This window comes from Geminocystis sp. M7585_C2015_104 (assembly GCA_015295805.1).
In the GTDB taxonomy this organism is placed as follows: domain Bacteria; phylum Cyanobacteriota; class Cyanobacteriia; order Cyanobacteriales; family Cyanobacteriaceae; genus DVEF01.
The window spans coordinates 26731-53321 of sequence record DVEF01000089.1 but is presented as its reverse complement, the minus strand read 5'-3'; the positions used below and the strand labels follow the sequence as shown (position 1 = coordinate 53321).

The following is a 26591-nucleotide window of genomic DNA, read 5'->3' as shown; positions in this document are numbered from 1 at the left end:
GGAAGAAAACCTAAATCGTAACCTGGTGGAGGAGGCAACAGACAATGCTAATGGGGTTGAATGTATAATCCCCGTAAAATTCCAAACAAGATTCGTGGGGATGATGGAAATGTATAGTGACATAGAGACAGTAAGAGATTATCTGCGCAACCATAAGAAGTGGTTTGTGCGTTGTGCCCAACCTATGAAGGCTACACCCCTGGGAGACAACGGTTACACCATCACCATTGGCAACTATGGCTCCCTAGGTTACTATTTGCAACCCACCATGAGTGTTGTTTTAACTCCCCCTGTCAATGACCACTATATCATGTATTCGGTGGCTGACGAAAACTCCTCCTCATCCCCCTATGCCATAAACTATCGTGCAGAAATGAATTTGGAAACTATCCCCCTAGCCGCCGCCAAGGGGATTGAAACTGTCTTCCGTCGTCATGACATTTCCTCTCTCCCTGCCACTATTACTCGTATAAACTGGCATCTGGATTTGACTGTCACTATTACCTTCCCCCCCTTTATCTACAAATTCCCCCTTTCTGTTATTCAGAAAACAGGCAACCAACTGCTAAGACAAATTATCAAACACGTGTCTCCCCGTTTTAGTTATAAAGTGCAAAAAGACTTTCATCAAAGTCTCTCCCTCCCCATCCCCCCAAAAGAAGCCAGGGTTTGTTATCCCGTAGAATAATTTTTGTCTCTTTGGCTATATGATTCACCAGTATGCTACCAATATGCGAATAGTATTTTTTGGCACCCCCGAATTTGCACTACCTGCTCTAGAAAAACTAATAAACACGGGAAAACATACCCTGGTGGGAGTGGTAACCCAGCCTGACAAACAAAAGGGAAGGGGGAATAAACTATCCCCCCCACCAGTCAAGCAATTAGCCCTACAATATAACCTACCCGTTTGGCAACCAAAACGTCTGAGAAAAGATGAGGAAACCCTGACAAAACTAAAAGATAGCCAGGCGGATGTGTTTGTAGTGGTGGCCTATGGACAAATCCTCCCCCCCGCAGTGTTGAAAATGCCCCGTCTGGGTTGCATTAATGTCCATGCCTCCCTCTTACCAGAATACCGTGGCGCGGCACCCATTCAATGGTGTCTTTATGATGGCAAAACAGAAACCGGTGTTACCACCATGTTGATGGATGAAGGATTAGACACCGGTGACATCCTCCTGCAAGCCTCCATTTCCATCAGTCTTCTTACCACCTATCCGGAATTGTCCCAAAAACTGGCTCTCATGGGGGCAGATTTGTTACTGGAAACCCTAGATAAGTGGGAAAGAGGTGAAATTACCCCCATCCCCCAAGACAACGAAAAGGCCACCTATGCCCCCGTTATCCGTAATGAAGATTATCTCATAGATTGGCACCGTCCAGCCCTGCAAATCCACAACCAGATTCGTGCCTTCTCCCCCGACTGTTATACTACCTTCCGTGGACAAACCCTTAAAGTTAGCCGTAGTCTCCCCTTAACAGAAGACACACCCCTCCCTCCCCCCTACCAACACCTCTCCTCCCTCTCTCTCCCCCAGAAAAAGGTAGGTGAGGTGGTGAAAGTCCTTAAAAATCAGGGCTTTATAGTGCAAACAGGGAAAGACTGGCTGCTAATTCTGGAAGTACAACTGGCCGGCAAAAAACTACAACCCGCCGCCTCCTTCATCAATGGTATGCGCCTACAGGCAGGGGAAGTCCTACAATAAATCTTACCCTCTCCATAATACCAGGAAAAGGACAAGAATGAGAGAAGAGTCTGTGGTCAAAGGCACAAGAAATTGTCCCCACGATGACTATCGCCAGGTGAATATTGCCGATTTGAGCCCCATGTATCAACACTATGTGGAGGTGAAACAACAATATCCCAACGCCCTCCTGTTGTACCGAGTGGGGGATTTCTTTGAATGCTTTTTCCAAGACGCTGTCACCGTGGCTCGAGAATTGGAATTGGTAATCACTAGCAAGGAGGGTGGGGTTAACGTGGGGCGAATCGCCATGACGGGAGTACCACACCATGCCCTTGAACGCTATGCTAGACAACTGGTGGAAAAGGGCTACGCTGTTGTAGTATGTGACCAGGTGGAAGATTCCGCTACCGCCGCCGCCGAAAAACGAATGGTGAAAAGGGCCATCACTAAACTCCTCACCCCAGGCACCATTACGGACGATGAAATGCTGCCGGCTAAACGCAATAACTTCTTGGCGGCAGTGGTGGTGGCAAAGGATTATTGGGGCTTGGCTTATGCTGACATCTCCACCGGCGAGTTTTTTACCACTCAAAATCAGGATGTCAATGCCCTTACTACAGAGTTGTTGCGTCTCCAGCCAGCAGAAGTGCTTATCCCCGTCAGGGCCCCCGATTTTAACACCCTTATCCGCCCTGGGCAAAAATCCGAACATATCCCCCCCTTCCTCCCCGACTGCTTCTGTTATACCCTTCGCCCCCAAAAAGCTTTTGAACTTCACGAGGCTAGGAATAGACTGCTGCTGGAATTCTCCCTTAAATCCCTCGAAGGGGTTGGCTGTGAAAATCTCCCCCTTGCTATCCGCGCTGCCGGCGGTCTGCTAGAATATGTTCAGGATACCCAGAAGGCTCACCAGGTGCCATTGCAACTAATTCGCACTTACCAGGTGAGCGATTATCTCATCATAGACCACACTACTCGCCGTAACCTCGAAATTACCCAAACTGTTCGCGACAACACCTTCCACGGGTCTCTCCTTTGGGCTCTGGACAATACTTGCACTGCTATGGGAGCCCGGGCTCTCAGACGCTGGTTGTTGCAACCTCTTATCAACAAAGAGGGGATAATAGCCCGTCAGGATACTATAGAAGAGTTGATTGCCAATCCTGGCTTGAGGGATGAGTTAAGGCGGGTTTTTAGGAATCTATACGATTTGGAAAGAATTGCCGGCAGGGTAGGCGCAGGCACCGCAAATCCTAAAGAATTGTTAAATTTGGCGGATTCCCTCCTCCGTCTCAGTTATCTGGCTTCCTTGGCTAAGCAGGGGAAGTCTCCCTATTTCAAGGCTTTACAGCAAATACCCCCCGAATTAGAGGCTTTAGGGCGAAAGGTGGTGGATTGTCTCGTAGAATCCCCCCCGCAACAGATTAAAGAGGGTGGTATCATCCGCGATGGTGTAAACCCCCAGTTGGATGAGATGCGTCGTCTGGTGGAGGGAGACAAGGAATGGCTAGCCAGTCTGGAGGCAACTGAAAGACAACGCACTGGTATTTCTACCCTTAAGGTGGGCTACAATAAGACCTTTGGTTATTATATCAGTATTCCTCGTTCCAAGGCTTCCCTCGCCCCCAAAGACTACCAGCGAAAACAGACTCTCATCAATGAGGAAAGATACATTACTGCCGAATTAAAAGAAAGGGAAAATCGCATCCTTAATGCCAAGGGTGAAATTGCTAAGTTAGAATACGAAATATTTGTCCAATTGCGCGCCGAGGTAGCAGAAAAAACTGAGGAAATAAGAAAAATTGCTAAAGCCATAGCTGCCATGGATGTCTTAGCAGGGTTGGCTGAAATTGCTGTGTATCAAGACTATTGTCGCCCTACCATTACCGATAAACGCATAATTAAAATCAAAAATGGCCGACATCCAGTGGTGGAAAAACTTCTCGGTTTTGGGATGTATGTGCCAAATTCCACTTATTTGGGGGATGGAGATTATCCTGACTTAATAATTCTAACAGGCCCTAATGCTAGTGGTAAAAGTTGTTATCTGCGACAGGTGGGATTGATTCAAATTATGGCTCAAATTGGTAGCTTTGTGCCCGCCGAAAGTGCTACCCTAGGCATATGTGATCGTATCTTTACCCGTGTTGGTGCTGTAGACGATATTGGTACTGGGCAGTCCACCTTTATGGTAGAAATGAATGAGACTGCCAATATCCTCAACCATGCCACTGCTAAATCCCTGGTGCTACTGGATGAAATAGGGCGAGGTACAGCCACTTTTGACGGGTTGTCCATAGCTTGGGCGGTAGCCGAGTATATAGCTATTCAAATACGTTGTATGACAATATTTGCCACCCACTACCATGAATTAAACGAGTTAGCTTCTGTTTTGGACAATGTAGCCAATTATCAGGTAACCGTGAGGGAGTTGGAAAACGAAATCATATTTTTACACGAGGTGAAACCAGGTGGTGCGGATAAATCCTATGGCATTGAGGTAGCTAGACTTGCCGGTTTACCCCCCGTAGTTATCAATCGCGCCAAACAGGTGATGAGGCAGATTGAAAAACATAGTAAAATTGCTATTGGTTTGCGGAAAAATCTCGGCAAAATCTCTCCTCCCCCTCCGGAAAAGAATACCACCCCTCTCCTCCCCCAATTAGACATCTTTGAATAGTCACATCCCTTTTGTTTGTTCCCCTTTTTCCATCATAAATAACCCTAAAGCCTCTTGCAAAACCGATACCAACTCCCCTGGAAAACTGTTTAACAATTCCCTTTCTCCTATTTTATGCTCGAAATAAAGATAACACTTCTCTTCAATTTCCTCTAGTCTTTCCAGGGGAAGCGATTTCATCACAAATGTTACGAGTTTAACCAATTCTCTCGAAGGCAAAACCCTTGAGATTTCTTCAGAGTTTAGGAAATGAAATATATCCCCTATAAGAGGGAAATTGGGGTTTGAATCCACGTGGTTTACCCCCCGAATGTAGTCAGTCAAAGAATGATATTCGGCAGGGGATAAACAGACATCTGGAAATAAAAAGGATAAGGGTAAAGAGGGGGTAAATTTGGCAATTAAAGCCTGCAAGACTGACAAACTGACTATCTGGGAAACCAAGAAGTATCTCCCCAGAGAAAGATTATAAACAACTCTGTCAGTTAGTATTTTATATTCCTCCTCGGGAGGCTCATTTTTGTAACGGAGAAGAATCCTCTCGGGAGATAACTCGGATAAAAGTCTGTTTGGGGAAATTAAAGCCTGACAATATTCCTTTACAGTATAAAAACAGTTGTCCTGGAAAAAGGCGTTACCCTCCTGCAACACTAACCAGGTATTTTTTATGAATTCCCCAAAATTTGTCGTGGCAAAACCGCTAACATCAATATTAGCCATCTTTACTCCCTGAATGATGGTGTCAACAATCTCTTTGTCTGTAAAACCTAAACCAAATTGTGCGTTTACCCTCCAAAGACGTTCATGCAACTCCTCCGGTGGTGTTTTTTCTTTAATCCCTCTAAAAGGAATAGTCAGCTCAATTATAGTCATCAGACGTGTTAGAATCTTAATGGGCAAATGGGGCTGAAGAATCCTGGCCATTACTAGGGCGCTTAAAAACTCATTCCTCCCCCGAAATTTACTCAAATTTTGCCCCTCTTTTAAACCAAATAAGCCCAAACATATCCCCAGGATTTTATCCCCGTTGCCAACATTGTTTCTAAGCCAAAAACTTCCATTCTTCTCCTTGAGATAGGGATACAGGTAGGTGGTAAGATTAAAGGGAATTTCTCTGTCTACCTGGAGATATATTAGGTCGTGAAATAGGGCTGCAATGATTATAAGAGGATCATCCTGACTGCTGAAGTTTAAAATATGTTCAAAATTATGATAATAACGACGTCTCCCCCCCATTGTATCTGTAATTAACTCAGATATCTCGGCAATCTCTTCCTCCCCCACAAACACCCCCAATTTCTCCATGGCGCCAGCCAACATTCTTCTGCATTGATTTAAATAATCCCTACCGCTCATTTTTGCCACAAAACCCCCCTCCGGCGCCTCTCGGCTCATTATAACACCTTTCTCATCCCTTACACCCCTACTTTTCTATTTATTCTCCCTATAAACAACTATTTTTTCTCCATTAACCCCCGCCTTCTCCTTCTTTCCCTTCTTCTTGATAATAAATCTCTACAGAAAAATGCGCTGCCCAATTGTCTCGGCAGTCCCACCGCCTGCCTTTTAACTATCCCCCCCCATCCTAGCACCATATAAATGGCTTTGTCAAGTATGGGCTTGTAGGGGAAGAGGATATTATTCCTCAAAGAGGACTTTCTCAAAACAGGCCTCTCCCACCTCCCGCAACTGGTTGGCCACCCTTTTATCCTTTTCTGACCGTCTTGTCAACTCCCCGAATTTTTCTGTACTATATCGCTTTCTAAATTCTTTTATGCTACAAAGGCAAAGACTCTTGGCAGAAAGGGGAGGTAATCCTTCTTTTTGAGCCCGTAATAGGCATTGTTGCTCATAATTGCACCAAACGGCGGCTTGATCATTCTTCAACCCCTCTTTGGCCATGCGTTGTAAACACTCCTGACGGTTGAAGGAGGGGGTGGTAGAATTGGACTGGGCAATGGCTAAAGGAGCAAAAGGAAGAAGGGAAATCACCCCAATAGCAGTAAGTATAGGCTTCCACATGACAAGTATAATGGGAAATCTACTTCCATGGGGACGTAAATCAGTAAAAAAAGTTCAACTGGATTGTGGGGGAAAAGACTCCCCCGGTTGTGGGTTTAGCTGGCGCGTTTGTAGGCTTCGTCTAGGATTTCTGACAGGGTGGGGTGGGTGTGAATATTAAAGGCTAAATCCCTCACTGACTGACGACAGGCAATGGCATTAGCCGCTTCCTGGATTAAGTCTGAGGCATGGGGGCCTATTATATGAACACCAAGTAATTCACCAGTATCTACTCGGTAGATGATTTTGGCCATCCCCTCCGTTTCCCCCTCGGCAAGGGCTTTTGAGTTACCCTTGAAGTAGGTTTTAGTAGTGGCAATGGCAAAACCTTCCTTCTCCCCCAACTCCTTAGCCTGGGATTCATTTAAACCCACATAGCTGATTTCGGGGTGGGTAAAGGCGGCAGCGGGGATACTGCGATAGTCAATAACCCTGTTTCTGCCACAGATGTTTTCTACCGCTACCATCCCCTGTCCAGAGGCAGCATGTGCCAACATCATTTTACCAGTAGCATCCCCCACTGCCCAGAGATGGGGGACTACCTCGCCGTCTTTTAAAACCTGCATCCTGTCGTTGACGGGGATAAAACCACGACTATCCGTCTCTACCCCAACATTTTCTAATCCTAGATTCTTAGTGGCTGGGATTCTCCCCGTTGCTACTAGACAGGCGTCTACCTCCAACACCTCTACCAACTCTTTCGTTTTTGCCGATGTTAACTCTATTTTTACCGGAGTACCTGGGGTTACTTTTGTAGCGAAGACACCAGTATAGGTTTCAATGTCTCGGTTATGGATTAAAACCCTCTCGGCTATTTTAGCAATATCTGGGTCGAAGGTGGGCATGAGGCGGTCTAATGCTTCTATCATAGTCACCTCTGCCCCCAAGGCGGTATAAATGTCGGCAAACTCCAAGCCGATGTAGCCACTGCCGATAATGGCCACCCATTTGGGCAACCACTCCAGTTTGACGGCGGTGTCGCTGGTATAGACGGTTTTGCCGTCTACTTCAATGCCTTTGGGCACAAAGGGAACCGAGCCGGGGCATAGTATAATATCCCTGGCGGTATATATTCTTTCGTCTCCCTCTGGGGTAATTACTTCTACTTTCTGTTGTCCGGCTATTTTTCCCCATCCTCTATGGACGTCTATTTTGAGGCGTTTTAGACTGTTTGTCAAGTCTGATTGGATTTTTTGTACCAGGTTGTTGGCATGGGAGGCGATACCCTTTAGGTCGTAGGATACCCCGTTGACGTATATTCCCAGGTGTTGTAGTTGTTGACGTTGGGATAATTCTCTCACCTTTCCAGCCGCCGCCAACAAAGCCTTGGAGGGAATACAACCCCGATTTACACAGGTGCCTCCCATTTCTGCAGCCTCTATGATTGCCGTTTTCAAGCCACACCTGCTGGCATGTAAAGCGGCGCCATGTCCACCTACTCCTGCGCCTATGATAATTAAATCATAATCGAACTTGCTCATATTCTTCTTTCCCCATCTGTTTTCCCCTAATGGGGGCTACTTACTGTGGCAGAATAGTACTACCCCCTTTTTTTTGCTATTATGATGATTTAGTAAAGGTTAAACCGTGTTCTTCTGCGTAGCGTTCCATAAAACGCATAAAACGAGCCCATTCTTCTGGACTTCTCATGACATAAACGGCTTCTATCATCTTAGGCTCACCGTTGACAAATTTACATTTTACCTCCCTGGTGACCAACTCTCCCTCTTCGTCTATCATATACATCCCTGTTATTTCCTGGGTATTGCCGCTTTCCAAGATTTTGGTGTTTTCAAAACGAAAAGTAGCCGTCCCATTGCTGCCGTCGCGGGAACGTGTTAATCTAACCTCGGGGATTGATTCTTCTACTATACCGCGTGCGAATTCTATTCTAGCCATGAATCCTCTTTCCCAATTGTTTTTAGGCATCTATACTATAATCGCACATCCTTGCCCCCAATAGCTAGAATTTAATCAATTGGACTGTCATCTCCTCTCCTATGTTAGAAGCAAAAGTCCATAATCTTTTAAGGAGTCTATGCCAGCAAAATAAGTTTGACTGCGACTGGATACACTCTTTTACCATGGCTAGGATGGTTGCCCGTGGCTTAAGACTGAAAGACTCTACTATTATTCAAACTGGGGTTTCTCATTCTCAATACTCTCTCAGTTACTTAATTCCCCTTCTGCTGTCTCCCTCTTCTGAGATTCTGGTGGCTTCTACCTCCCTTTGGCAGACTCTTTTTCACCAGCAAATTCCTCTCCTCCAACAACACTTAAATTCTTCTAAACAGGTTTCCACTCAGCCTCCCCTTATGCCGGAAAAAAAAACACTTTATCTCCTCAATTATGATTCCTGGTTGGAGCATATTTTCTCTTCCCAATATCCCCAAGATAAACCCCAAGCCTACTCTTTTCCCGTCACTGTTTTTGTGGAGGCAGAGAGAATACCTGATATTTTTTCTTCCTATTTTACCCGGCAAATTAGCCCTAGTGACTGGCACCTTATCATCCCAAAACTACCCCCTTCTCAACAGGATTATTTTCGCCAAAGTTTTGCCCAGTTGGCTAAGTCTATCTTCTCCCATCCTCCTAATCGTTATAACAGTTATCTTCTAGAAGAGGAGGAGATTTATCTTCTCCTGAGACTTTGGGAGGTTATAAAAAATAACAGGATTAACATTCCGGAAAATGTGACTCAATTTTTCCAGACTTTTGATAGCAGAGAAGGAGAATACGTGCACCACTTCTGTTTTAGCAAGAATGAGGGATACTTCTATCTGAAAGCCACCCCCCTGAGGCTTAAACCTTTTTTTGAAACCATTTGGCAAAGAGGGAAATTTATTATCATAGGAAGTCATCTAGATTCGGAAAAGAATCCCAAGGATTATGGGAGGAAAATCGGCATAAATACCGAAGATTTCACCTGTCTAAAATTCTCTACCCCTCCTCAAAGTAAACCCCTAAAACTGTATATTGCCAGTCATTTTCCCCTGCCTAATACTCCCATTTTTGCCACAAAGGCTATTCAAGAAATTGCTGGATTGATAAGTACAATAGGGACAAACCATCGCCCCATCATAGTTATAATAGACGATATCCCTCTCCAGAGTCAAATCACGGCCAGTTTAGCAGCCTCCTTCGGCTCAAGAGTAAGATTAAATGAGAGTATTCTAGTTCAAAATAGCATCATTGTTTGCCACACCAACTATTGGTTGAAACACCAAGAAGAATTCTCTAACCCCCAGTTATCCCCCCAACTTGTTATCGTCCCAACTTTGCCCATTCCCTCTGTGGAAAATCCCTTGGTTTCCGCACAAGTTAGTTTACTAAAAAAACAGAAAAAAGACTGGTTTCGCCTCTATCTGTTACCCACTGCTATCCAAACTCTACAAAGAATAACACAACCTCTTCGTCAATACGGGGGAGTGTTAGCCTTACTAGACGGCAGGGTAAACTGTCGTAGCTATGGTGGTACTATTCTAAAATCCCTTGAACCTTACAGCAAAATCCAAGACTATGTTAACAAAACCCTCACCAACACCATAGACGGGGTTTGATTATATCCCCATCTACCACTTATCTGCTAAGACAACCGTTGCGATAATTCCATCTCAACAGGGTAACGGCTAAGGCGTATTTTAATCCCTCCAACAACCAATAGCCACTATGCCAAAGGATCATATTGACAGACAAGGGCCTGGTGGTGTTAAACTGGTCTAAACACAATCCCCAGGCTGTCAAATTGGGGGTAAATATGTAGGTATAAGCCAGAGAGATTAGCAACAGAATAGTGGCAAAAATCACTGCCGACTGTTGTTTTCTTGCCGTAAAGTGGTGTTGTGTGCCCTCTACTAGAGTAGCAGTAAGAATAAGGGAGGCACAAATCATCTCTACTCTGTTAAATATGCCAAATAAAACAAACCCCACATAGGCAAACTCGTCACTACCCATCATCCCCGTTAGGGAGAGAGATGGGATTAATACAAAATCTAAAACAAAACTGCCACTCAGCCAAAAACCAAGGGTAAAAAGAATTACTGTATGCCAATCTATCTCCCTATGATTATGATTATGATGACGGGAAAATACTATGTTTAACATAAGCCAATCATTTCCCTGTGACTCTGGTCCTATTTCTAAGTTAGCCTATTTCTTTCCCCTTTTCTGTTAAGTATTTTTACAGGGATTTATTAAGTTAAATTAATTCCCTATTTCGGGAATTTATACCTATAAAATGTACAACTGTTAGGGGGAAATGGCTAACTTGGATGAAAGAAAATAAAATTAAGCCTATGATTAGGATGAGCAGAGGTTAGCAAGTGGAATGAACATACTTCAAATTTTTACCGACAAGTGATATAATTGTCGAGGGCAAAACAACCCCTTTTTGCGTTGAAATAGCCAACCTATAATGTGGGGAAAACAAGAATGACTAGAAGAAGGAAAAATCCCAACAATAGCTTTGGGATAGATGAAGACAAATGGCGACAATTCAAACAATGGTGTATTGGGAAAAATTTGGATGCTTCTTTAGTTATAGAAACTCTTATAGATGCGTGCCTGAATGAAGATAAAGCGGTGTTGGGAATAGTAATAAACGGGGGTAAACCTCTAGTAGACCAAGATAAACTGGAAGAAAAATTTAGCAATTCCCTGAGGGAAATTATCAGGAGAATAGAAAGACTCGAAGCTAGTTTATCAACTTCCTCGCTACAACCGATTACATCTCCCTCTCCCCCACCAGTATCCCTTTCTCACAAAGAAGAAGAAGTCGTTTATATTTCCCGTCAGGAAGTGTGGCAAATACTCAAAAAAACAGATTATGTTAAATATGCGGGCTATGACAGTTTCCTGAAAGCAAAAGGACATGAATTTGCTGAGTATGGGATATTTTATGATCCAGAGAAAAAACGCTTTTATATTCTCAGGGAGGAAAACAATAACAAACACTGAATAGAAAACCCCGGGCTGAGTATGATATAACAATAAGCAGGAAGAGAAAAAGAATAGCTAATATGCCATTAATAAAAGTACAAACATCAGTATCTCGCCCACAAGAGGAGAAGATTAATAGTCTTTTGAAGACTCTTTCTGCAAAACTGGCAAGTCATCTGGGGAAGTCGGAATCATATGTTATGACAATTTTTGAATCAGATACCCCCATGACTTTTGCAGGCACCTTCGACCCAGTGTGCTATATTGAGGTGAAAAGCATTGGGAATATGACTCCCAATCAAACAAAGGCCATGAGTCAAGAATTTTGTAGTATAATAAACCGAGAATTGGGGGTGCCCCAAAACCGCATATACATAGAATTCGCCGATGCTAAGGGTTATCTGTGGGGGTGGAATGGTAGTACATTCTAGGATTTAAGAAGATGACGGCGGAGTTTATCTAAGGCTTCGCCACAGGTAAGTAGGCGAATTATCTCGCGACTACGATTTTTGCCAAATCGGAATTCATAGGCTACTGTTTCCCCATCCGGCTTGGCAACTCCTACATATACTAACCCCACAGGCTTACTCTCACTACCACCCCCGGGGCCTGCAATACCTGTAACACCTATACCCCAGTCTGTGGCTAATCTCTCTTTAACCCCCCATGCCATCTGTTTTGCCACTGTCTCGGAAACCGCGCCTTCTCTCTCTATAGCCTTTGCCTCAACCCCCAATTGCCTTATCTTCACCTCGTTGCTGTAGGCTATTATCCCCCCATAAAAATACGCTGAACTTCCAGGTACACTTGTAATCATATGTCCTATACCGCCACCAGTACAGGATTCGGCAACGCTAACTGTTTCCCCTCTCTGTTGTAACAATTTCCCTACCACCCTTTCTAGGGTATCATCATCCGAGCCTACATAATCTTCCCCGGCAATGGCTTTAATTTCTTCTACAACAGGATTCATGATTTTACGCGCCTCCTCCACACTGGTTGCCTTGGCAGACACTCTCAATTTCACTTCCCCCGGGGAGGCATAAGGTGCTACTGTAGGGTTGGTAAGGGAAAAAAGGTGGTTTACCTTTGTGGCTAAGGCTGATTCTCCTATACCCCTAAACCTCATCATCTCGCTGTAGATTTTTTCCTTCCCCCACCCCTGACTTTCTAAAAAGGCTATTACTGTTTCCTCCCACATTATTTTCATTTCCGATGGCACTCCTGGCAATGTAATAACTGTTAATTTTTGTTGCGGGTGGTTTACAATGTCCCTGTAGGGTTGGAGGATAAAACCTGGGGCGGTGCCAGTGGGATTGGGTATTACTTGGGCTCCGGCGGGCAATAGTGCTTGTTTTCGGTTGTTTTCTGGCATTTTTTGACCTCTAGCTGCAAATTTGCCGGCTATTTCTTCAATTATTTCCCGTTTCTCTTCCAGGGGAATTTTGAAGAAGGAGGCCACCGCTTCTGTGGTAAGATCGTCTGGTGTAGGTCCTAAACCACCGGTGAAGATGAGAATTTCTGCCCTTTGCAAGGCTATCTTTAGCACATGGTGGATTCTTTCTAGATTATCTCCTACTACCGTTTGGAAGTAGTGGGGGATTCCCAGATTTGCCAGTTGTTGTGCCAAATATTGGGCGTTGCTGTTTAGGGTATTTCCTAATAGTAATTCTGTGCCTACACAGATGATTTCAGCAGTCATGACTTACTCAGTCTAAACAGTAGGAATTGATTTTTTTGTTGGTTGTTTGGGGCGAAGTTATTGTCACTGACGACAATCAAACTTTGACTGCCATCAGCCAGGCGGGGCCCCAATGTCATCCCCTCTAGGTTATCTAATTGTATACCCAATTCCCCCAAATCCAACAACAATTTTTTCCTTATTGGTACTAGATTGTCATTGTTGTTTAGGGATTCTTGGAGGGTAGTATCACTGGCATTTGCTATTGTTATCTGGAAAATTTTTGCCCCATATCCCCCCAGGCCAAAAGTTCTTTCTAGACTTAGTAAATGACCTTCTTCTGGTAAGGCCAATAACTCACATATTCCATTGTACAAAGTGGTTGAAGTTGCCGGAGCAATTTTATACAAATGTTCGCCTATCAATAGGGGGTTATTGCCAACAAGATAATGCAAAAAACGGGCATTTAAATTCGTTTGGGGGTTGTTTGAATTTAAATCTTGACTCAAAGCGGCTTCTGTGGCTGTAAATAGGCGGAATGACTCTTTAGGGGAAAGGCTATTAGCCTTGATAGCCAAAGATTCAAATCCTAAATTATTCTGTATGCCTTTTCCCTTCTCCGCGGGAATGTATTTTGAAGCAATTGGCAGCTTACTGATAAGATTGCCTTGTAAGTCATACTCGTTGATGAATGGAGAAATCTTCCTATCTACCACCCCCTCACTACTGATAAACAATGTCTGACGAGGAGTATAAGCAATTCCCTCGGCATCGATGGTATTTTCGGGGTATAAATTCCCTGCCTCATCCTTCAAAAGGACAACATCTTCCAGGATAACATCACTGATTTTTTCTCCGTCAATTCTAATTTTTGCCTTATAAAATCTGGCAGGGGAATATTGGGAACGGTCGTCAGAAATGATATAATATGTGTCCTCTAGGGGATTGTAAGTTATTCCAGAAAAACCACCTACTACTGTATCGTTATACCGATTGTCTTTAAACTCATATTCATCTAAAAATTCCAAGGTAAGGGGGAGAAAAATTCTCTCATCTGCCGCCAATACCCCCACTTTTCCTGTAGATAAAACCGACAGTAGGGATAAAAACAGACAGAGACAAAATCCCACTCCTTTTAACTTCCATTTTCCTCTTACCATGGTAAATAGTCCTCCCAGTGAAGGCAGTTACCCACTAAACGACTGCTGGAATGATTCCCGCGTCATGGGTTGATCTACCATTAACCCTTCTTCTCCTAAAATTTCTAATGGTTTACCCTCTACGTTAATCCAAACTTTTGCCTTGGCATCCAAACTGGTAGCAGTATAAATCACCTGTCCCAAACGGGCAATCATACTACTACTGCCACCACCACTGGTGAATTCTTTTGACAAGTCTACATGAATTCCATCCGCTTTCACCTTTAGGCTGAGTAACCTGGTATTGGCTGGGATTGCCGTGTCATTATCCCTGGTATTGGTGAGAAGCTGATTGAAGGCTGCTGTTAGGATTGACTGGGGGTTAGGATTTTCTACCCCCGCCACTGCCACCTTTTTGGGTATCAGGTTTAATTTGTCATCCAGGATATATATCTCTACCTCTTGTTTCTGTATTGGCTGTTGGGTAGGGGGTTTTTGTGGTGTTGGGGTTTGTTGTTGTTTCGCTTTTTCTCCATCTATGGGTTGGGTTACTTCGTTGGCGGATTGTAGTTTTGTATAAGTAAACCATGCCGCAAACCCGCCACAGGCAAGTATGGCAGTGGCAAGGGAAGCAAGTATTCTGAGGGATACAGGGGAATGAGATTTATTGTCTTCTGTCATAGTCTTGTATAGTCTTCTTGTTGTCTATGTGAATAAAACCAGCTATTTCTAGTTGATTCTCATTAGTATTTAATCTTAAAAGTCTAGCAGTAATGCCATCTCTCTCCCACTGCCTTAAACTCAACCTGTCATTGACGCCATCTACCAACTCATTTAACAGTCTAGATGACAATGGTCTATTATTTAAAGTTCCGGCTATATTTCTAATTTCTAGTTTATGTCCTCTAGTCAGCTCCAGGTTGAATTCTAAACTAATATTTAACAACTCCTCCCCCCTGAGAGGTAGTTTGGTTTTGCCGTCAATGCGAATCCGATTGTTGGCTTGTAAGTCTATATTCAAATCTGCGATTTTCACTCTTCCCCCTATTCTCTCTATCAAGGATTGTACCTCTGGCGATTTTAATAACTTATTTAGATTTTCCTCTGTTAAAATAATCCTTCCCGCCACAGCCACAGGTGTTTGTAATAGCTGTCGCCAATTTCTCTGTTGATTTGTTATAGCTGATAGATTCAATTGAATACTATCCGTTTCTACCTCTACCAAGTCAAATACTATTGAGTTTCTCGGTTGCCATTTTTTTATACTCATCTGTAATGAGTCTATTTTCCCTCCCAACAGTTGATAACCGGGGATACTATTCACCCTCACTTCTATTTTTTCCACCTGCTGGGAATTCCTTTTGATGTTATTGATTAACAAATTATTAACCGCGTACCCCCCCACCCCCAAGGTTGAGATTATAATGGTAAGTAGCGTAGACAACAATTCCATATCCTCTCCTATCAACTCTTCTTATTCTCGGTTTGAAGTGGCTTTTATGGCGCCACCGGCGGGGGGGTTTCCTTTCTTTCATTATTTGTCTTCCCCCATTTTAACATGCCCCCTCTCTATTTCCTACTCCAGTTTTTGGCAAGATGAATCCCTCCCCTACCAACCCACCACCGACCATGTCATCTCCCCACCTACCCCCATCTGGCGAAAATAGGCTCCACCCCTACTTGATTTATATCATAGACGACGACAGGACTAACCTAGAAATTCTGAGTCTTTTCCTAAAAAAAAATGGTTTTAGGGTTATAGCGGAGACTGAAATTATTAAGGGGATACAGGAAATATTTGAGGTTATCCCGGACCTAATTATACTAGATATAGTCATGCCCGAATTAAACGGATTTAGGGCCTGTTCGATTCTAAAAAAATCTCCCAAGACTAAGGACATACCCATCATTTTTCTTACCGCTTTGGGGGATACGGAGGACAAAGTAAGAGGTTTAGAGTTGGGCGCCTATGACTATATCACAAAGCCGGTGCAATATCCAGAACTTCTTTCCCGTATTAATTCCTGTCTTAAAATTAGTCAACTTACCAAAAAACTAAAGGCGCAAAATAAACGTCTTTTGGCAGAGGTAAAGGCAAGAAAAGAAGCGGAGATACACCTTAAAGAAACTGAAGAAAGGCTCAAAACTATCATCAATAACAGTCTTCAAGGAATGGTTGTAGTTGACTTGGAGGGGAAGATAATCTTCATCAATCAGCAGGCGGAAAAACTGTTTAATCGCCCTCGTCATAGGCTTCTGGGACATACTTTGGGTATACCCGCAGAATTAAATACTATTAGTGAGTTGGAAATACCCCGCAAGGAGGAAATAATCACCGTGGAGATGCGGGCAGTGCCTATAATTTGGAATGGTAAAGGCGCCTATTTAATCTCTCTTATCGACATCACAGAAAGAAAAAAAATGGAGCAGGAATTGAAAATATTATACCAGGCATCTGAACAAAGTCCTGCCTCTATTGTTATCACCGATGCCCAGGGAAATATACAGTATGTGAATGCTAAGTTTGAGGCCATTTCTGGATATAAAAGGGAAGAGGTTATTGGCAAAAATCCCCGCATCCTAAAGTCGGGCTATACTAGCCCTGAAGAATACAAAAAGTTGTGGCAAACCATTACCAGTGGCAAAGAATGGCGGGGAGAATTTCATAACAAAAGAAAAAACGGGGAATTATATTGGGAGAGGGCCTTAATCTCTCCTATTTTCAACTCAGCGGGAGTTATCACAAATTATGTGGCCGTAAAAGAGGATATAACCGAACAGAAAAAACAGGAAATTTTGCTAAAATATCAGGCGATATATGACAACTTGACCAAGATTCCCAACCGCAACTACGCCCTCCAAAAAGTAGAAGACATTCTAGAAAATGCCAAGGAGACAAAGACTAATGTAGGGTTAATGTTTATCGATTTGGATCATTTCAAGGAAGTCAATGACACTTTTGGACATGATTATGGGGATGAATTGCTGATACAGGCGACTGAGAGAATGAAGAAAATACTCCGCAGCACCGATTTACTTGCTCGTATTGGAGGGGATGAATTTCTCCTAGCCGTCCCTATGGTTATCAGCCCACTGCAATTACAGATTATAGCAGAAAAAATCATTTCTGTTCTCAGTGAACCCTTCGAGATTTTGAAAAAAAAAGTCAACATTTCGGCGAGTATAGGCATTGCTATTTTCCCACAGGATGGTGAGGATTTGAAACAATTAATTCGCCGGGCTGATTTGGCCATGTATCAAGCAAAAAGAAGCGGACGCCGTCAGTTTCAATTTTATCATGATGAACTGGAGGAAACTGATAATGGGGCGTCTTCATGGGAGAGAAGTTTTTTTGAGGGAATCCAAAACAATCAGTTCAAATTTTTCTACCAACCCGTAATAGATTTATCCACAGAGAAAGTAGTATCCGCAGAAATCTTAGTCCGCTGGCAACACCCCAGATTTGGTTTGATTTATCCGGAAGAATTTATCTCCACCCTCGAGAAAAGTGGCCTGATTTATATTTTTGAGGAGTACTTAATTAACACTCTGGTAGGTGACCTAAAAAGTTGGCCAATACTCAGGACAATACCTATCAGTATAAATATATCAGAATATCAGTTGAAAAATCAAGAGACTCTCAACACAATTCACAACTGTATAAGAAAAAACCAAATTAACCCTGGGAAACTACAGTTTGAAATTAAAGAGCAGAGTATCCAAAAAAATCCTCATGCTAGCAGCATAATAATTAGAGGGTTAAACCAACTGGGAATAGATTTGTGTCTGGACGACTTTGGCCAAGGGGCATTTTGCATATCCAACCTCCATAAGTTTCCCTTTAAGTCTGTTAAAATAGCTCAAAATTACGTAGAAAGAATTGAAACGGAAAAGGAGACTAGGCTCTTTATAGAGGCAATAATAGCGGCTTGTAAGGTGTTAAACATAAAGACAATTGCTAAGGGAATAGAGACAGAAAGACAAAAGGAAATATTACAGAGAATAAACTGTAATTATGGACAGGGATACTTGTTTTCTTACCCGTTAACTGCAGCGGATTTTGCTACCTATTTGGCCCGTGAGAGTAAAGAATGATAAATATCTACACCTGTGAGAGAAAAATGCTCTAAATTAATAAATAACCACCCACACAGCAGGAGGTTGTATGCGTGCCGTCTTAATGGCGGGGGGTTCAGGAACTAGACTACGCCCGCTTACATGCAACTTACCAAAGCCCATGGTACCGGTGTTAAACCGACCCATAGCCGAGCATATCATCAATCTTCTTAAACGTCACGGGCTGAAGGAAATAATCGCTACCCTCCACTACCTCCCTGATGTAATGCGGGATTATTTCCAAGATGGCAGAGATTTCGGTGTCAAAATCAACTACTGCGTGGAAGATGAACAACCTCTGGGTACTGCGGGGTGTGTCAAAAATGTTGAAGCAATGCTGGATGACACCTTCCTAGTAATCAGTGGAGATAGCATCGCAGACTTTAACCTCACAGAGGCTATCACCTTTCACAAGCAGAAAAAGGCTAAGGCTACCATCATCCTCACCCGCGTCGCTAACCCCCTGGAATTCGGGGTTGTAATCACGGACAAATGCGGCCGTATTCAAAAATTCCTGGAAAAGCCGGCCATCAGTGAAATCATATCGGATACCGTGAATACTGGTACGTATATCCTCGAGCCGGAAGTGCTACGGTACCTACCCCCCCACGAAGAAAGCGACTTCTCCACCGACTTATTCCCCCTGCTTTTGGAAAAAGGTGAACCCATCTATGGCTATATCGCTAATGCCTACTGGTGTGACGTGGGACATCTGGAATCCTATCGGGAGGCTCACTACGCCGCTTTGGAAAAAAAGGTTAAACTGGAATTTGCCTATCGGGAAATTGACAATGGTATCTGGTTAGGGGAAAACACTTATGTACATCCCACGGCAAAAATCGAGCCCCCGGCGCTAATAGGACACAACTGCAGAATCGGCCAGGGGGTTAGAATCTTCGGCGGCACTGTTGTGGGCGATAATGTCATAGTGGGAGACTATGCCGAATTAAATCGCCCAATCATCTGGAATGGTGTCATCATCGGCGAGGAATGTTCTCTCTCGGGCTGTGTAGTTGCCAGAGGTACAAGAATAGATCGCAGAGCTCAAATTCAAGAAGGGGCTGTAGTGGGGTCTCTTTGTAGTATAGGGGAAGAGGCGTGTATTAATACGGGGGTACGAGTATGGCCCAACAAGAGAATCGAACCGGGGGCAGTCCTTAATATTAACCTGATTTGGGGCAATATAGCCCATAGTACCCTATTTGGACAGAGAGGGGTCACTGGTTTGGCCAATATTGACATTACCCCCGAATTTGCTGTCAAATTGGGGGCAGCCTATGGTTCAACTCTCAAACAGGGTAGTAGCGTTGTAGTCTCCAGGGATCAAAGGGCTGTATCTCGGATGGTAACACGCTCTCTCATTGCGGGCTTGATGTCTGTGGGTATTGATGTTCACAATCTGGAGGCTACTGCCATCCCCATTACTCGCACTATGACTCCTAAATTGGGTGTAGCTGGTGGTGTTCATGTCCGCCTACATCCTGAACGTCATGATTATATACTCATCGAATTTTTTGACACCAATGGGATTAATATCTCTAAGGCAAAGGAGAAAAAGATAGAGGGGGCTTATTTTAAGGAGGATTTGAGAAGGGTGCCAGCTGTGGATATAGGGGATATGTCTTACCCCTCCCAGGTGGTGGAAACCTATCGCAAGGCTTTTGAAAATCATCTCAATCTAGAGGCCCTCCGTAACAGTAATGCCAAAATCGTCATCGACTATGTGTATTCTGTTTCCGGTGCCATCCTTCCCCAACTTCTGGCCAATTTTGGTTGCGATGCCGTTGTTTTGAATGCTAGTCTACGACAACGGCCTATATCCTCCGTAGAGAAGGAAAACCTACTTTCGCAACTGGGGCGTGTAGTGGAGGCGTTGAAGGCCAATTTTGGTGTCCAAGTCTCTGCTAATGGGGAGTTGCTTATCCTGGTAGATGAATCTGGCAGCCCCATCCGCGGCGAGGAGTTAACCGCCCTCATGGTACATGTCATTCTCAGTGCCCATCCCCGTGGTACCGTTGTAGTTCCTATTAATGCCTCATCGGCAGTGGAAAAGATTGCTCGTCTCCATGATGGCAGGGTAATTCGTACTAGGGCCAATCCCACTTCCTTGATGCAAGCCAGTCAGAATCCCCAGGTGGTTTTAGGGGGTAGCGGTGACATGGGTTTCATCTTCCCCCAACTGCATCCTGGTTTTGATGCCATGTTTACTATTGCTAAGCTTATTGAAATTCTAACAATACAGGAACGCTCTCTTGCCCAAATCCGTAGCGAGTTACCCCTAGTCTGTCACAAGTCTATCACACTTCGTTGCCCTTCTAAGATTCAGGGGGCCTTAATGCGTTATCTTATTGAGACTGAGCCTCCGGAAAGACTAGAATTAATAGACGGTGTTAAGATTAAGGAGTATTATACCGATAACTGGGTGCTCATTCTGCCTGACGGGGGTGAGCCTCTTGTTCATATTTATGCTAATAGTGATAGCAGGGATTGGGTTGAAGACCACCTACAATTGTATCGCGAAAAGGTACAGAACTTTATTCTCCAACAACAGGGTTTATGATTATGGGCTTGTACGGCTTTTTTGATCCTCTGGCAGGTTTATAAAAATTCTTTCCCCTACAGACAAACCATTCAGTATCTGTGTCTTATCCTCCACAGTTGTACCTATTGTCACCGGCTTGAATTTGGGCCTCCCCTTCTCATCCGGTATCATTACCCCCGTTTGCCCTTTTTCTGTAACTATTGCCACTGTGGGTACTACTATTGTATCTTGCTGCTCACCGAGGAACTGTACCTCTACATTCATTCCCGACAACAATTTCTCCTTGCCTGTGAGAATATCAATTTTCACCTCAAAGGAGGTCACATTTTGTTCTATAATAGCGGCGGGGGCAATTCGTTTTACAACCCCTCTAAACACCTCCGTGGGGTAGGCATCGGCGATAATATCCACCGGTTGCCCTATCCTAATCTGTTTTAGGTCTATTTCTGGCACTTTTGCCACTATCTCTAACCCTCTGGCCAGTGCTACTATGGAGGTAGAGGTGGCAGATGCTGTACTAGATGCTGAAGTTGTAGGAGTTACAAAGGCTCCCTCTGTGGCAAAGCGCTGAGTGATAATACCATCAAAGGGTGCTACAATAAAACTGTCCTGGTACTGGATTTTGGCCAACTCTAGATTGGCTCGGGCCGCTTTCACACTGGCTTTTAGTCTTTCTATCTCTGCTTTGCCACGCACTTGTCTTTCCTGGAGGGCAATCTGAATTTCTCTTACCGTGGCTTCTAAACGTCTGAGGGTGGGTTGTGCTGTCCTTTTTAATTCTTCTAGTCTCTGCTGGATTTGTTGTACATTTGCCTTGGCCACCAGGTACTGACTTGCTAGTTGATCAAATTGGGACTGGGTGATTACTCCATCCTTCAAAAGTTGTTCATTTCGGTTTAATTCGGTTTCTGCCAGCAATAGTCTGGACTCTGCTTCTTTTAATTGGGAGGCCACTTGCTCAACTTGTCGGGGGATTCTTTCTTTTGCTTCTTCGAGGTTGGCTGTGGCTTGAAGAAGCTGTGCTGACAGTCTTTGAATCTCTCCCTGGATAGCTATATCTCTTTCCCTCAATGTGGCTTCTGCTTCCTTTAGGGCCGCTTCTGCCTTTGCCCCCTGGGCATACAACTCCCCATTCTCCATTATAGCAACTAGCTGTCCTTTTTTTACTATTGCTCCCTGGTCCACCAACAGCCTAGCAATCCTGCCGGGGTTTTTGGGACTGATATTCACAATATCGACGGCTTCTACCCTGCCGCTGGCTCTAATTCTTGGATTTATAGTTTCCCGTTTTACTACTACTGTGTATTTCTGCCAATCCCCCTCTGAATTGACAAGACGATTCCAGGATGCCCAATTCCACCCCACCAGTAATAAAACGCCCCCCACAGCCAACCCGAATATCCAAGGCAAGGGGTTACTTTGTTTTTCTATCTCACTACCTTTCATCATAAACGACAGCCCCCCTGGGGGGGCAAGTTAACTTTGAGACAGGATTTAAAGACGTTTATCTCTTTCCCTACGACGTCTATCCCGCCACTGAAGACTGGTGAGGTAAAAAACCCCTCCACTGACAAATAACAACAACCCCAGCGCTATCACGAACAAAACATTGTATACCGATTCCAACTCCACCTCTCAAAACCCTCTACGTCCCCATACTACCATAGCAATGGACCAGGAAAACAACGCCAGAATACCAACCCAACCTAGTGTTAGAATGTCCATAATTTCTACCTTGCTGCTTATCAATTCCTCTACCTATAATATCATCCTGGGGGTTGGGGCTACAACTGCCACTGGCCTATTTTTTGGGGTAAAAGCGAATTCCCAGGAAAACATCGTAGAGGAATTCCAAGAAATTTTTCCCATTCCATAAATCCAGGGTTTGGGCACATCCCTTGGCATCTAATAGGGGTTTGGTGGCATAATAGGCGTCTTGGTATTTATACCAGGGTATGGAGGGCCATAGATGGTGTATCAGATGATAATTTTGTCCAAAAATCAAGATGTTTAGGATACGACTGGGATAGACTCTTGCATTTTTCCAACGATCTGTTTCTTTAAATGGTCTATGGGGTAGATAATCAAAAAACAAACCTAGGGCAATTCCCACTACCAACGCCGGCACAAACCAATAGTTCATTAGATAATTTATAAAACCATATTTTATTCCCAGAAATACAATTATAAACACTAATAAACGACCCAAAAACCACTCTAATAATTCCCAATTTCGCCAAAGTTTCCGTTTAAAAAAGAAGACCTCATGGTAGAAAAATCTAGCTGCTATCATCCATAATGGTCCTCCCGTAGATACAAAATGATCTGGATCGTTTTCTGGGTCATTCACATGGGCATGATGTTGTAAATGGACTCTGGTAAATACTGGAAAAGAAAATCCTAACATCAATGCACTTCCATGTCCCATTATGGCGTTTATTATCTTATTGCTATGGGCACTGTTATGAGAAGCATCGTGAATTACTGTCCCTGACATGTGTAATGCCAAAACATTGGCAAGAAAACAATACCAATTGGGAAAATGCCAGAAGAAGTGCCCGCACACTGAGCTTATTCCTAGTAGTATTGCTGTTATAAACATTATTACGTTAGGATTCCACCCCCCTGGCGCCTTCAGATACTCCTTAGGCACCGATGGCAATGGCATTCCCTCTTTTTCCAATGCTAACTCCATGGATCTGTTTTGCTCCTTGATGGCACTAACATGTGGTAGTTTACAATATTTTGCTAACTAGGTAAAGTTTTGTAAATAGGATGAGTTACTATCTGGGGATAGACTTTGGCACTACCTCCGCCCGGGCTGTTATTATTAATCAGGACAGGGAAATTATCTTCTCCTACACCACTACCCCCTTCCCCAGTCAGTCTCCCCAACACTGGCAAGAAGCCCTTTTTTCCATCCTCTCTCATCTACCCCCTCCCCTAGCCGAAAATTTACGGGCTATTGCCCTTGACGCTACCTCCAGTACCATGTTATTATTGGACAACGATGGGGTGGTCCGTGCGCCTGTCCTTTGGTATAGTGACAACCGAGGCCAAAAATACCTGGAAGAGATAGCCCAAATCGCCCCAGAAGACAGCATTGTGGTGAGTGCCACCTCCAGTTTTGCCAAGGTTTACTGGTGGTATCGTGAGGGTTTCCTTAAAAATGGTTTCTATGTTCTTCACCAAGCGGATTGGTTGACCTATCTCCTTCATGGTATTCTTGGTATCAGCGACTATCACAATGCTCTGAAACTGGGATATGATCCTGCCATAGAAGACTATCCCTGTTGGCTGCACAATTTGCCCTTTTTCTCTTCCCTACCTCAGGTTAAGACTCCCGGGGAAGCCATAGCCCCCATTTTACCCTCTATAAGTCGTCAATTTGGCATTAATCCCCACTGTTTAGTCAAAGCCGGTACCACTGATAGTATTGCTGCTTTTCTTGCCAGTGGCGCCAACAAGCCTGGGGAGGCGGTTACTTCCCTTGGTTCAACCCTTGTTTTAAAATTACTTTCCACCAGGCGGATTGACGATGCCCGTTATGGCATTTACAGTCATCGCCTTGGTAACTTGTGGCTTGCCGGTGGTGCTTCTAATACTGGTGGTGCTGTTTTAACCCACTTTTTCTCCCTTGAGGAGATTGTTTCCCTTAGCCAACAAATTGATCCTTCTATCCCTTCTCCCCTTAAATATTATCCCCTTTTGAGCAAGGGTGAGCGTTTCCCCATCAACAATCCCCATCTTGAGCCCAAAATTTCTCCTCGTCCTGACAATCCCGTCCAATTTCTCCATGCCCTTCTTGAAGGCATTGCTGCTATTGAGGCCATGGGCTATCAATTACTAGTACAACTTGGCGCCAATCCCCTTTCCCTTGTTTATACTGCTGGTGGTGGTGCCCATAATCCCACTTGGCTTGCTATCCGACAACGACATCTTAAAGTTCCCGTCTTCCCCTCCCCCAACACTTCCGCCGCCTTCGGTTCTGCCCTTGTTGCCTTGCTGGGATAGATACAAGCCCTACCCCCACCCTTGACACCTATACCCCTTGACATTTTTCTAGACCTTTTGCTAGGATGGGGGGTGTAGGGTGGCGGCAGGCGAGGGTACTGTCAAGCCATTTGGGCACCGTATTTTCTAAATGAAAAAGATTATCAAAAGCGTGGAGGGGAGAGGGGGGGGAATTGATAAAAATTGTATAGAGAGGAGGGAAGGGAGTTTTGGTATTATGAGGAGATAGGGGAGAGGTATAGTGGCCATAAAAAAAGAAGAAGAGGAGTTGAAGTATAATGAGAGGAAGGAAAAGAGGATGGTAGGGGAAAAATGGCAAAGAAGGGGGATAGTAGGGCTGGGGAAAGTACCAGCCCCATCATCCAACAGGAGACAATAGTGGCAATAGCGACGGCGGTAGTGCCCCAACAGGGAAGCATAGGGGTAGTAAGGATGAGTGGGGATAAAGCAGTGGAGATAGCCAAGAGGATATTTAAACCCAGAGGGAGGGCGGTGTGGGAGTCACATAGAGTGTTATATGGATATGTACAGGATCCAAAGAAAAACAAGATAATAGACGAGGCGTTGTTGTTGCCGATGTTGTCGCCAAGGTCCTATACGAGGGAGGATGTGGTAGAATTCCACTGTCATGGGGGGATAATGCCAGTACAACAGGTGTTAGAAGTATGTTTGCAAGAAGGTGCAAGACTGGCAAGACCAGGAGAATTTACCCTGAGGGCGTTTTTAAATGGTAGAATAGACCTGACACAGGCGGAGAGTGTGGCGGAGATGGTGGCGGCGTCGTCCGCCCAAGCAGCCGAAATTGCGTTGGCAGGAATTTGTGGTAAACTGGCACAACCTATTAGGGAAATCCGCAGTCAGTTAGTGGACATTCTAGCAGAGGTGGAGGCCAGAATTGACTTTGAAGAGGATTTACCCCCCCTGGATGAAGATAAGACAGTTGAACAGATAAAGGAAAGTTTGGCAAAAATTGAAACCATCTTGGCGACTAGAGAGAGGGGAGAGTTGTTGCGCAGTGGGGTGAAGGTTGCTATAATAGGAAGGCCCAACGTGGGGAAGTCTAGCCTCCTAAACGCCTGGAGTAAGACTGATAAAGCCATTGTTACTGACTTGCCCGGTACTACTAGGGATGTGGTAGAATCCCAACTAGTGGTCCAGGGCATACCCATCCGAGTATTAGACACTGCCGGCATTCGTAAAACTGAAGACATTGTAGAAAAAATTGGGGTAGAGAGATCATTAAAGGCTACACAAGAGGCGGATTTGATTCTGTTTATAGTGTCTGCCAGTGAGGGGTGGACAGCGGAAGACGAGGAGATATATCATAAAGTTAAACAACGTAATCTAATCTTGGTCATCAATAAAATTGACATTGCTCCCCCGAGTAATGTAAAATACCCCCCAGAGATAACTACCGTGGTGACAACTGCCGCTGCCAAGAATCAAGGCATTGAGCAACTGGAGTCGGCTATTTTGCAAACCGTCTATCAGGGGAAAACCGTTGCCCAGAATTTGGAAATTGCCATCAACCAAAGACAAGCCGCCTCCCTCACCAAGGCCAAAGTTGCCCTAGAAAACGTGTTACAAACTGTGGAAAACCAACTCCCCCTGGACTTTTGGACTATCGACCTGCGTAGTGCCATTGTATCCCTGGGGGAGATCACCGGTGAAGATGTCAGCGAGTCAGTATTAGACCGTATTTTTAGTCGTTTTTGTATTGGCAAATAGT

24 protein-coding genes are annotated in these 26591 nt (G+C 44.3%); 11 read left to right on the top strand and 13 right to left on the bottom strand.

All coding sequences use genetic code 11. The annotated features are described in order from the left end of the window. The first annotated feature begins 22 nt into the window (after positions 1 to 22). The 3 genes from IGQ44_10515 to mutS are packed head-to-tail and all read left to right on the top strand — an operon-like array spanning position 23 to position 4371. On the top strand, positions 23 to 688 hold the full coding sequence (locus tag IGQ44_10515) for a DUF1997 domain-containing protein (GenBank protein ID HIK38405.1): 666 nt from the start codon (positions 23 to 25) through the stop codon (positions 686 to 688). Between the two features lie 43 nt (positions 689 to 731). Beyond that, positions 732 to 1709: a methionyl-tRNA formyltransferase gene (locus IGQ44_10510; protein ID HIK38404.1), complete on the top strand. Its 978-nt coding sequence runs from the start codon at positions 732 to 734 to the stop codon at positions 1707 to 1709. 37 nt (positions 1710 to 1746) lie between these two features. Beyond that, complete coding sequence (gene mutS / locus IGQ44_10505) at positions 1747 to 4371, top strand: DNA mismatch repair protein MutS (protein ID HIK38403.1); 2625 nt, start codon at positions 1747 to 1749, stop codon at positions 4369 to 4371. On the opposite strand, the gene IGQ44_10500 is transcribed toward mutS, so the two are convergent. From IGQ44_10500 to psb28, 4 genes are all read right to left on the bottom strand, one after another. Next, a complete protein-coding gene (locus IGQ44_10500; protein HIK38402.1) occupies positions 4372 to 5727 on the bottom strand; it encodes a hypothetical protein in 1356 nt (451 codons plus the stop codon). It abuts the gene before it with no gap. A gap of 282 nt (positions 5728 to 6009) precedes the next feature. Next, the gene (locus IGQ44_10495) at positions 6010 to 6393 is read right to left on the bottom strand and encodes a hypothetical protein (protein HIK38401.1); all 384 of its coding nucleotides are present in this window, start codon (positions 6391 to 6393) and stop codon (positions 6010 to 6012) included. A gap of 95 nt (positions 6394 to 6488) precedes the next feature. Further along, the gene (gene lpdA / locus IGQ44_10490; protein ID HIK38400.1) at positions 6489 to 7913 is read right to left on the bottom strand and encodes a dihydrolipoyl dehydrogenase; all 1425 of its coding nucleotides are present in this window, start codon (positions 7911 to 7913) and stop codon (positions 6489 to 6491) included. Positions 7914 to 7992: 79 nt separating this feature from the next. Continuing rightward, the gene (gene psb28, locus IGQ44_10485) at positions 7993 to 8331 is read right to left on the bottom strand and encodes a photosystem II reaction center protein Psb28 (GenBank protein HIK38399.1); all 339 of its coding nucleotides are present in this window, start codon (positions 8329 to 8331) and stop codon (positions 7993 to 7995) included. 101 nt (positions 8332 to 8432) lie between these two features. Here psb28 and IGQ44_10480 point away from each other — a divergent pair, with 101 nt between their 5' ends. Then, positions 8433 to 9992, top strand: a complete 1560-nt coding sequence (locus IGQ44_10480; GenBank protein HIK38398.1) for a DNA helicase — start codon at positions 8433 to 8435, stop codon at positions 9990 to 9992. Positions 9993 to 10011: 19 nt separating this feature from the next. Here the strand turns inward: IGQ44_10480 and IGQ44_10475 are convergent, their stop codons facing one another. Continuing rightward, positions 10012 to 10536: a hypothetical protein gene (locus tag IGQ44_10475; GenBank protein ID HIK38397.1), complete on the bottom strand. Its 525-nt coding sequence runs from the start codon at positions 10534 to 10536 to the stop codon at positions 10012 to 10014. Positions 10537 to 10863: 327 nt separating this feature from the next. Here IGQ44_10475 and IGQ44_10470 point away from each other — a divergent pair, with 327 nt between their 5' ends. Beyond that, a complete protein-coding gene (locus IGQ44_10470) occupies positions 10864 to 11388 on the top strand; it encodes a hypothetical protein (GenBank protein ID HIK38396.1) in 525 nt (174 codons plus the stop codon). A 62-nt stretch (positions 11389 to 11450) separates the two neighbouring features. After that, the gene (locus IGQ44_10465; GenBank protein ID HIK38395.1) at positions 11451 to 11801 is read left to right on the top strand and encodes a hypothetical protein; all 351 of its coding nucleotides are present in this window, start codon (positions 11451 to 11453) and stop codon (positions 11799 to 11801) included. Here IGQ44_10465 and IGQ44_10460 read toward each other — a convergent pair. Genes IGQ44_10460 through IGQ44_10445 form a run of 4 tightly spaced genes read right to left on the bottom strand, consistent with a single transcriptional unit; the run spans position 11798 to position 15643 of the window. Beyond that, positions 11798 to 13072 (bottom strand): competence/damage-inducible protein A, encoded by a 1275-nt coding sequence (locus IGQ44_10460; protein HIK38394.1) that lies wholly within the window; start codon positions 13070 to 13072, stop codon positions 11798 to 11800. The two genes, IGQ44_10465 and IGQ44_10460, sit on opposite strands and share 4 nt — an antisense overlap. Next, complete coding sequence (locus IGQ44_10455) at positions 13069 to 14211, bottom strand: esterase-like activity of phytase family protein (GenBank protein HIK38393.1); 1143 nt, start codon at positions 14209 to 14211, stop codon at positions 13069 to 13071. Before IGQ44_10455 ends, IGQ44_10460 begins: the two co-directional genes overlap by 4 nt. Positions 14212 to 14238: 27 nt before the next feature. Continuing rightward, positions 14239 to 14871, bottom strand: coding sequence for a GerMN domain-containing protein (locus IGQ44_10450; protein HIK38392.1), 633 nt, complete (start codon positions 14869 to 14871; stop codon positions 14239 to 14241). Next, on the bottom strand, positions 14855 to 15643 hold the full coding sequence (locus IGQ44_10445; GenBank protein HIK38391.1) for a DUF2993 domain-containing protein: 789 nt from the start codon (positions 15641 to 15643) through the stop codon (positions 14855 to 14857). The genes IGQ44_10450 and IGQ44_10445 overlap by 17 nt, the downstream gene beginning before the upstream one ends. Between IGQ44_10445 and IGQ44_10440 the strand changes: the two genes are divergently transcribed. From IGQ44_10440 to IGQ44_10430, 3 genes are all read left to right on the top strand, one after another. After that, the gene (locus tag IGQ44_10440) at positions 15615 to 15857 is read left to right on the top strand and encodes a hypothetical protein (protein HIK38390.1); all 243 of its coding nucleotides are present in this window, start codon (positions 15615 to 15617) and stop codon (positions 15855 to 15857) included. The two genes, IGQ44_10445 and IGQ44_10440, sit on opposite strands and share 29 nt — an antisense overlap. Continuing rightward, positions 15820 to 18285: an EAL domain-containing protein gene (locus IGQ44_10435; protein ID HIK38389.1), complete on the top strand. Its 2466-nt coding sequence runs from the start codon at positions 15820 to 15822 to the stop codon at positions 18283 to 18285. Before IGQ44_10440 ends, IGQ44_10435 begins: the two co-directional genes overlap by 38 nt. A 70-nt stretch (positions 18286 to 18355) precedes the next feature. Then, positions 18356 to 20866 (top strand): mannose-1-phosphate guanyltransferase, encoded by a 2511-nt coding sequence (locus IGQ44_10430; protein ID HIK38388.1) that lies wholly within the window; start codon positions 18356 to 18358, stop codon positions 20864 to 20866. On the opposite strand, the gene IGQ44_10425 is transcribed toward IGQ44_10430, so the two are convergent. The 4 genes from IGQ44_10425 to IGQ44_10410 all read right to left on the bottom strand — a co-directional run bounded on the left by IGQ44_10425 (position 20867) and on the right by IGQ44_10410 (position 23516). Further along, a complete protein-coding gene (locus tag IGQ44_10425) occupies positions 20867 to 22294 on the bottom strand; it encodes an efflux RND transporter periplasmic adaptor subunit (protein ID HIK38387.1) in 1428 nt (475 codons plus the stop codon). A gap of 48 nt (positions 22295 to 22342) precedes the next feature. Further along, a complete protein-coding gene (locus tag IGQ44_10420; protein HIK38386.1) occupies positions 22343 to 22480 on the bottom strand; it encodes a hypothetical protein in 138 nt (45 codons plus the stop codon). 3 nt (positions 22481 to 22483) lie between these two features. Further along, positions 22484 to 22573, bottom strand: coding sequence for a cytochrome b6-f complex subunit PetN (gene petN / locus IGQ44_10415; GenBank protein HIK38385.1), 90 nt, complete (start codon positions 22571 to 22573; stop codon positions 22484 to 22486). Between the two features lie 76 nt (positions 22574 to 22649). Further along, positions 22650 to 23516, bottom strand: a complete 867-nt coding sequence (locus tag IGQ44_10410; protein HIK38384.1) for a fatty acid desaturase — start codon at positions 23514 to 23516, stop codon at positions 22650 to 22652. Positions 23517 to 23623: 107 nt separating this feature from the next. Between IGQ44_10410 and IGQ44_10405 the strand changes: the two genes are divergently transcribed. Both IGQ44_10405 and mnmE read left to right on the top strand, forming a co-directional pair. Further along, a complete protein-coding gene (locus IGQ44_10405) occupies positions 23624 to 24862 on the top strand; it encodes an FGGY-family carbohydrate kinase (protein ID HIK38383.1) in 1239 nt (412 codons plus the stop codon). Between the two features lie 312 nt (positions 24863 to 25174). After that, a complete protein-coding gene (gene mnmE / locus IGQ44_10400; protein ID HIK38382.1) occupies positions 25175 to 26590 on the top strand; it encodes a tRNA uridine-5-carboxymethylaminomethyl(34) synthesis GTPase MnmE in 1416 nt (471 codons plus the stop codon). The last annotated feature ends 1 nt before the right edge of the window (position 26591 follow it).

Excerpts from the sequence above, each read along its gene's own strand:
- IGQ44_10405 (HIK38383.1), top strand. The coding sequence starts at position 23,624 with ATGAGTTACTATCTGGGGATAGACTTTGGCACTACCTCCGCCCGGGCT.
- IGQ44_10455 (HIK38393.1), bottom strand. The coding sequence starts at position 14,211 with ATGGTAAGAGGAAAATGGAAGTTAAAAGGAGTGGGATTTTGTCTCTGT.
- IGQ44_10495 (HIK38401.1), bottom strand. The coding sequence starts at position 6,393 with ATGTGGAAGCCTATACTTACTGCTATTGGGGTGATTTCCCTTCTTCCT.
- IGQ44_10425 (HIK38387.1), bottom strand. The coding sequence starts at position 22,294 with ATGAAAGGTAGTGAGATAGAAAAACAAAGTAACCCCTTGCCTTGGATA.
- lpdA (HIK38400.1), bottom strand. The coding sequence starts at position 7,913 with ATGAGCAAGTTCGATTATGATTTAATTATCATAGGCGCAGGAGTAGGT.
- IGQ44_10465 (HIK38395.1), top strand. The coding sequence starts at position 11,451 with ATGCCATTAATAAAAGTACAAACATCAGTATCTCGCCCACAAGAGGAG.
- IGQ44_10460 (HIK38394.1), bottom strand. The coding sequence starts at position 13,072 with ATGACTGCTGAAATCATCTGTGTAGGCACAGAATTACTATTAGGAAAT.
- mutS (HIK38403.1), top strand. The coding sequence starts at position 1,747 with ATGAGAGAAGAGTCTGTGGTCAAAGGCACAAGAAATTGTCCCCACGAT.
- IGQ44_10410 (HIK38384.1), bottom strand. The coding sequence starts at position 23,516 with ATGCCATTGCCATCGGTGCCTAAGGAGTATCTGAAGGCGCCAGGGGGG.
- IGQ44_10440 (HIK38390.1), top strand. The coding sequence starts at position 15,615 with ATGGTAAGTAGCGTAGACAACAATTCCATATCCTCTCCTATCAACTCT.
- petN (HIK38385.1), bottom strand. The coding sequence starts at position 22,573 with ATGGACATTCTAACACTAGGTTGGGTTGGTATTCTGGCGTTGTTTTCC.
- mnmE (HIK38382.1), top strand. The coding sequence starts at position 25,175 with ATGGCAAAGAAGGGGGATAGTAGGGCTGGGGAAAGTACCAGCCCCATC.
- IGQ44_10480 (HIK38398.1), top strand. The coding sequence starts at position 8,433 with ATGTTAGAAGCAAAAGTCCATAATCTTTTAAGGAGTCTATGCCAGCAA.
- IGQ44_10470 (HIK38396.1), top strand. The coding sequence starts at position 10,864 with ATGACTAGAAGAAGGAAAAATCCCAACAATAGCTTTGGGATAGATGAA.
- IGQ44_10430 (HIK38388.1), top strand. The coding sequence starts at position 18,356 with ATGCGTGCCGTCTTAATGGCGGGGGGTTCAGGAACTAGACTACGCCCG.
- IGQ44_10500 (HIK38402.1), bottom strand. The coding sequence starts at position 5,727 with ATGAGCGGTAGGGATTATTTAAATCAATGCAGAAGAATGTTGGCTGGC.
- IGQ44_10445 (HIK38391.1), bottom strand. The coding sequence starts at position 15,643 with ATGGAATTGTTGTCTACGCTACTTACCATTATAATCTCAACCTTGGGG.
- IGQ44_10510 (HIK38404.1), top strand. The coding sequence starts at position 732 with ATGCGAATAGTATTTTTTGGCACCCCCGAATTTGCACTACCTGCTCTA.
- IGQ44_10435 (HIK38389.1), top strand. The coding sequence starts at position 15,820 with ATGTCATCTCCCCACCTACCCCCATCTGGCGAAAATAGGCTCCACCCC.
- IGQ44_10475 (HIK38397.1), bottom strand. The coding sequence starts at position 10,536 with ATGTTAAACATAGTATTTTCCCGTCATCATAATCATAATCATAGGGAG.
- IGQ44_10450 (HIK38392.1), bottom strand. The coding sequence starts at position 14,871 with ATGACAGAAGACAATAAATCTCATTCCCCTGTATCCCTCAGAATACTT.
- psb28 (HIK38399.1), bottom strand. The coding sequence starts at position 8,331 with ATGGCTAGAATAGAATTCGCACGCGGTATAGTAGAAGAATCAATCCCC.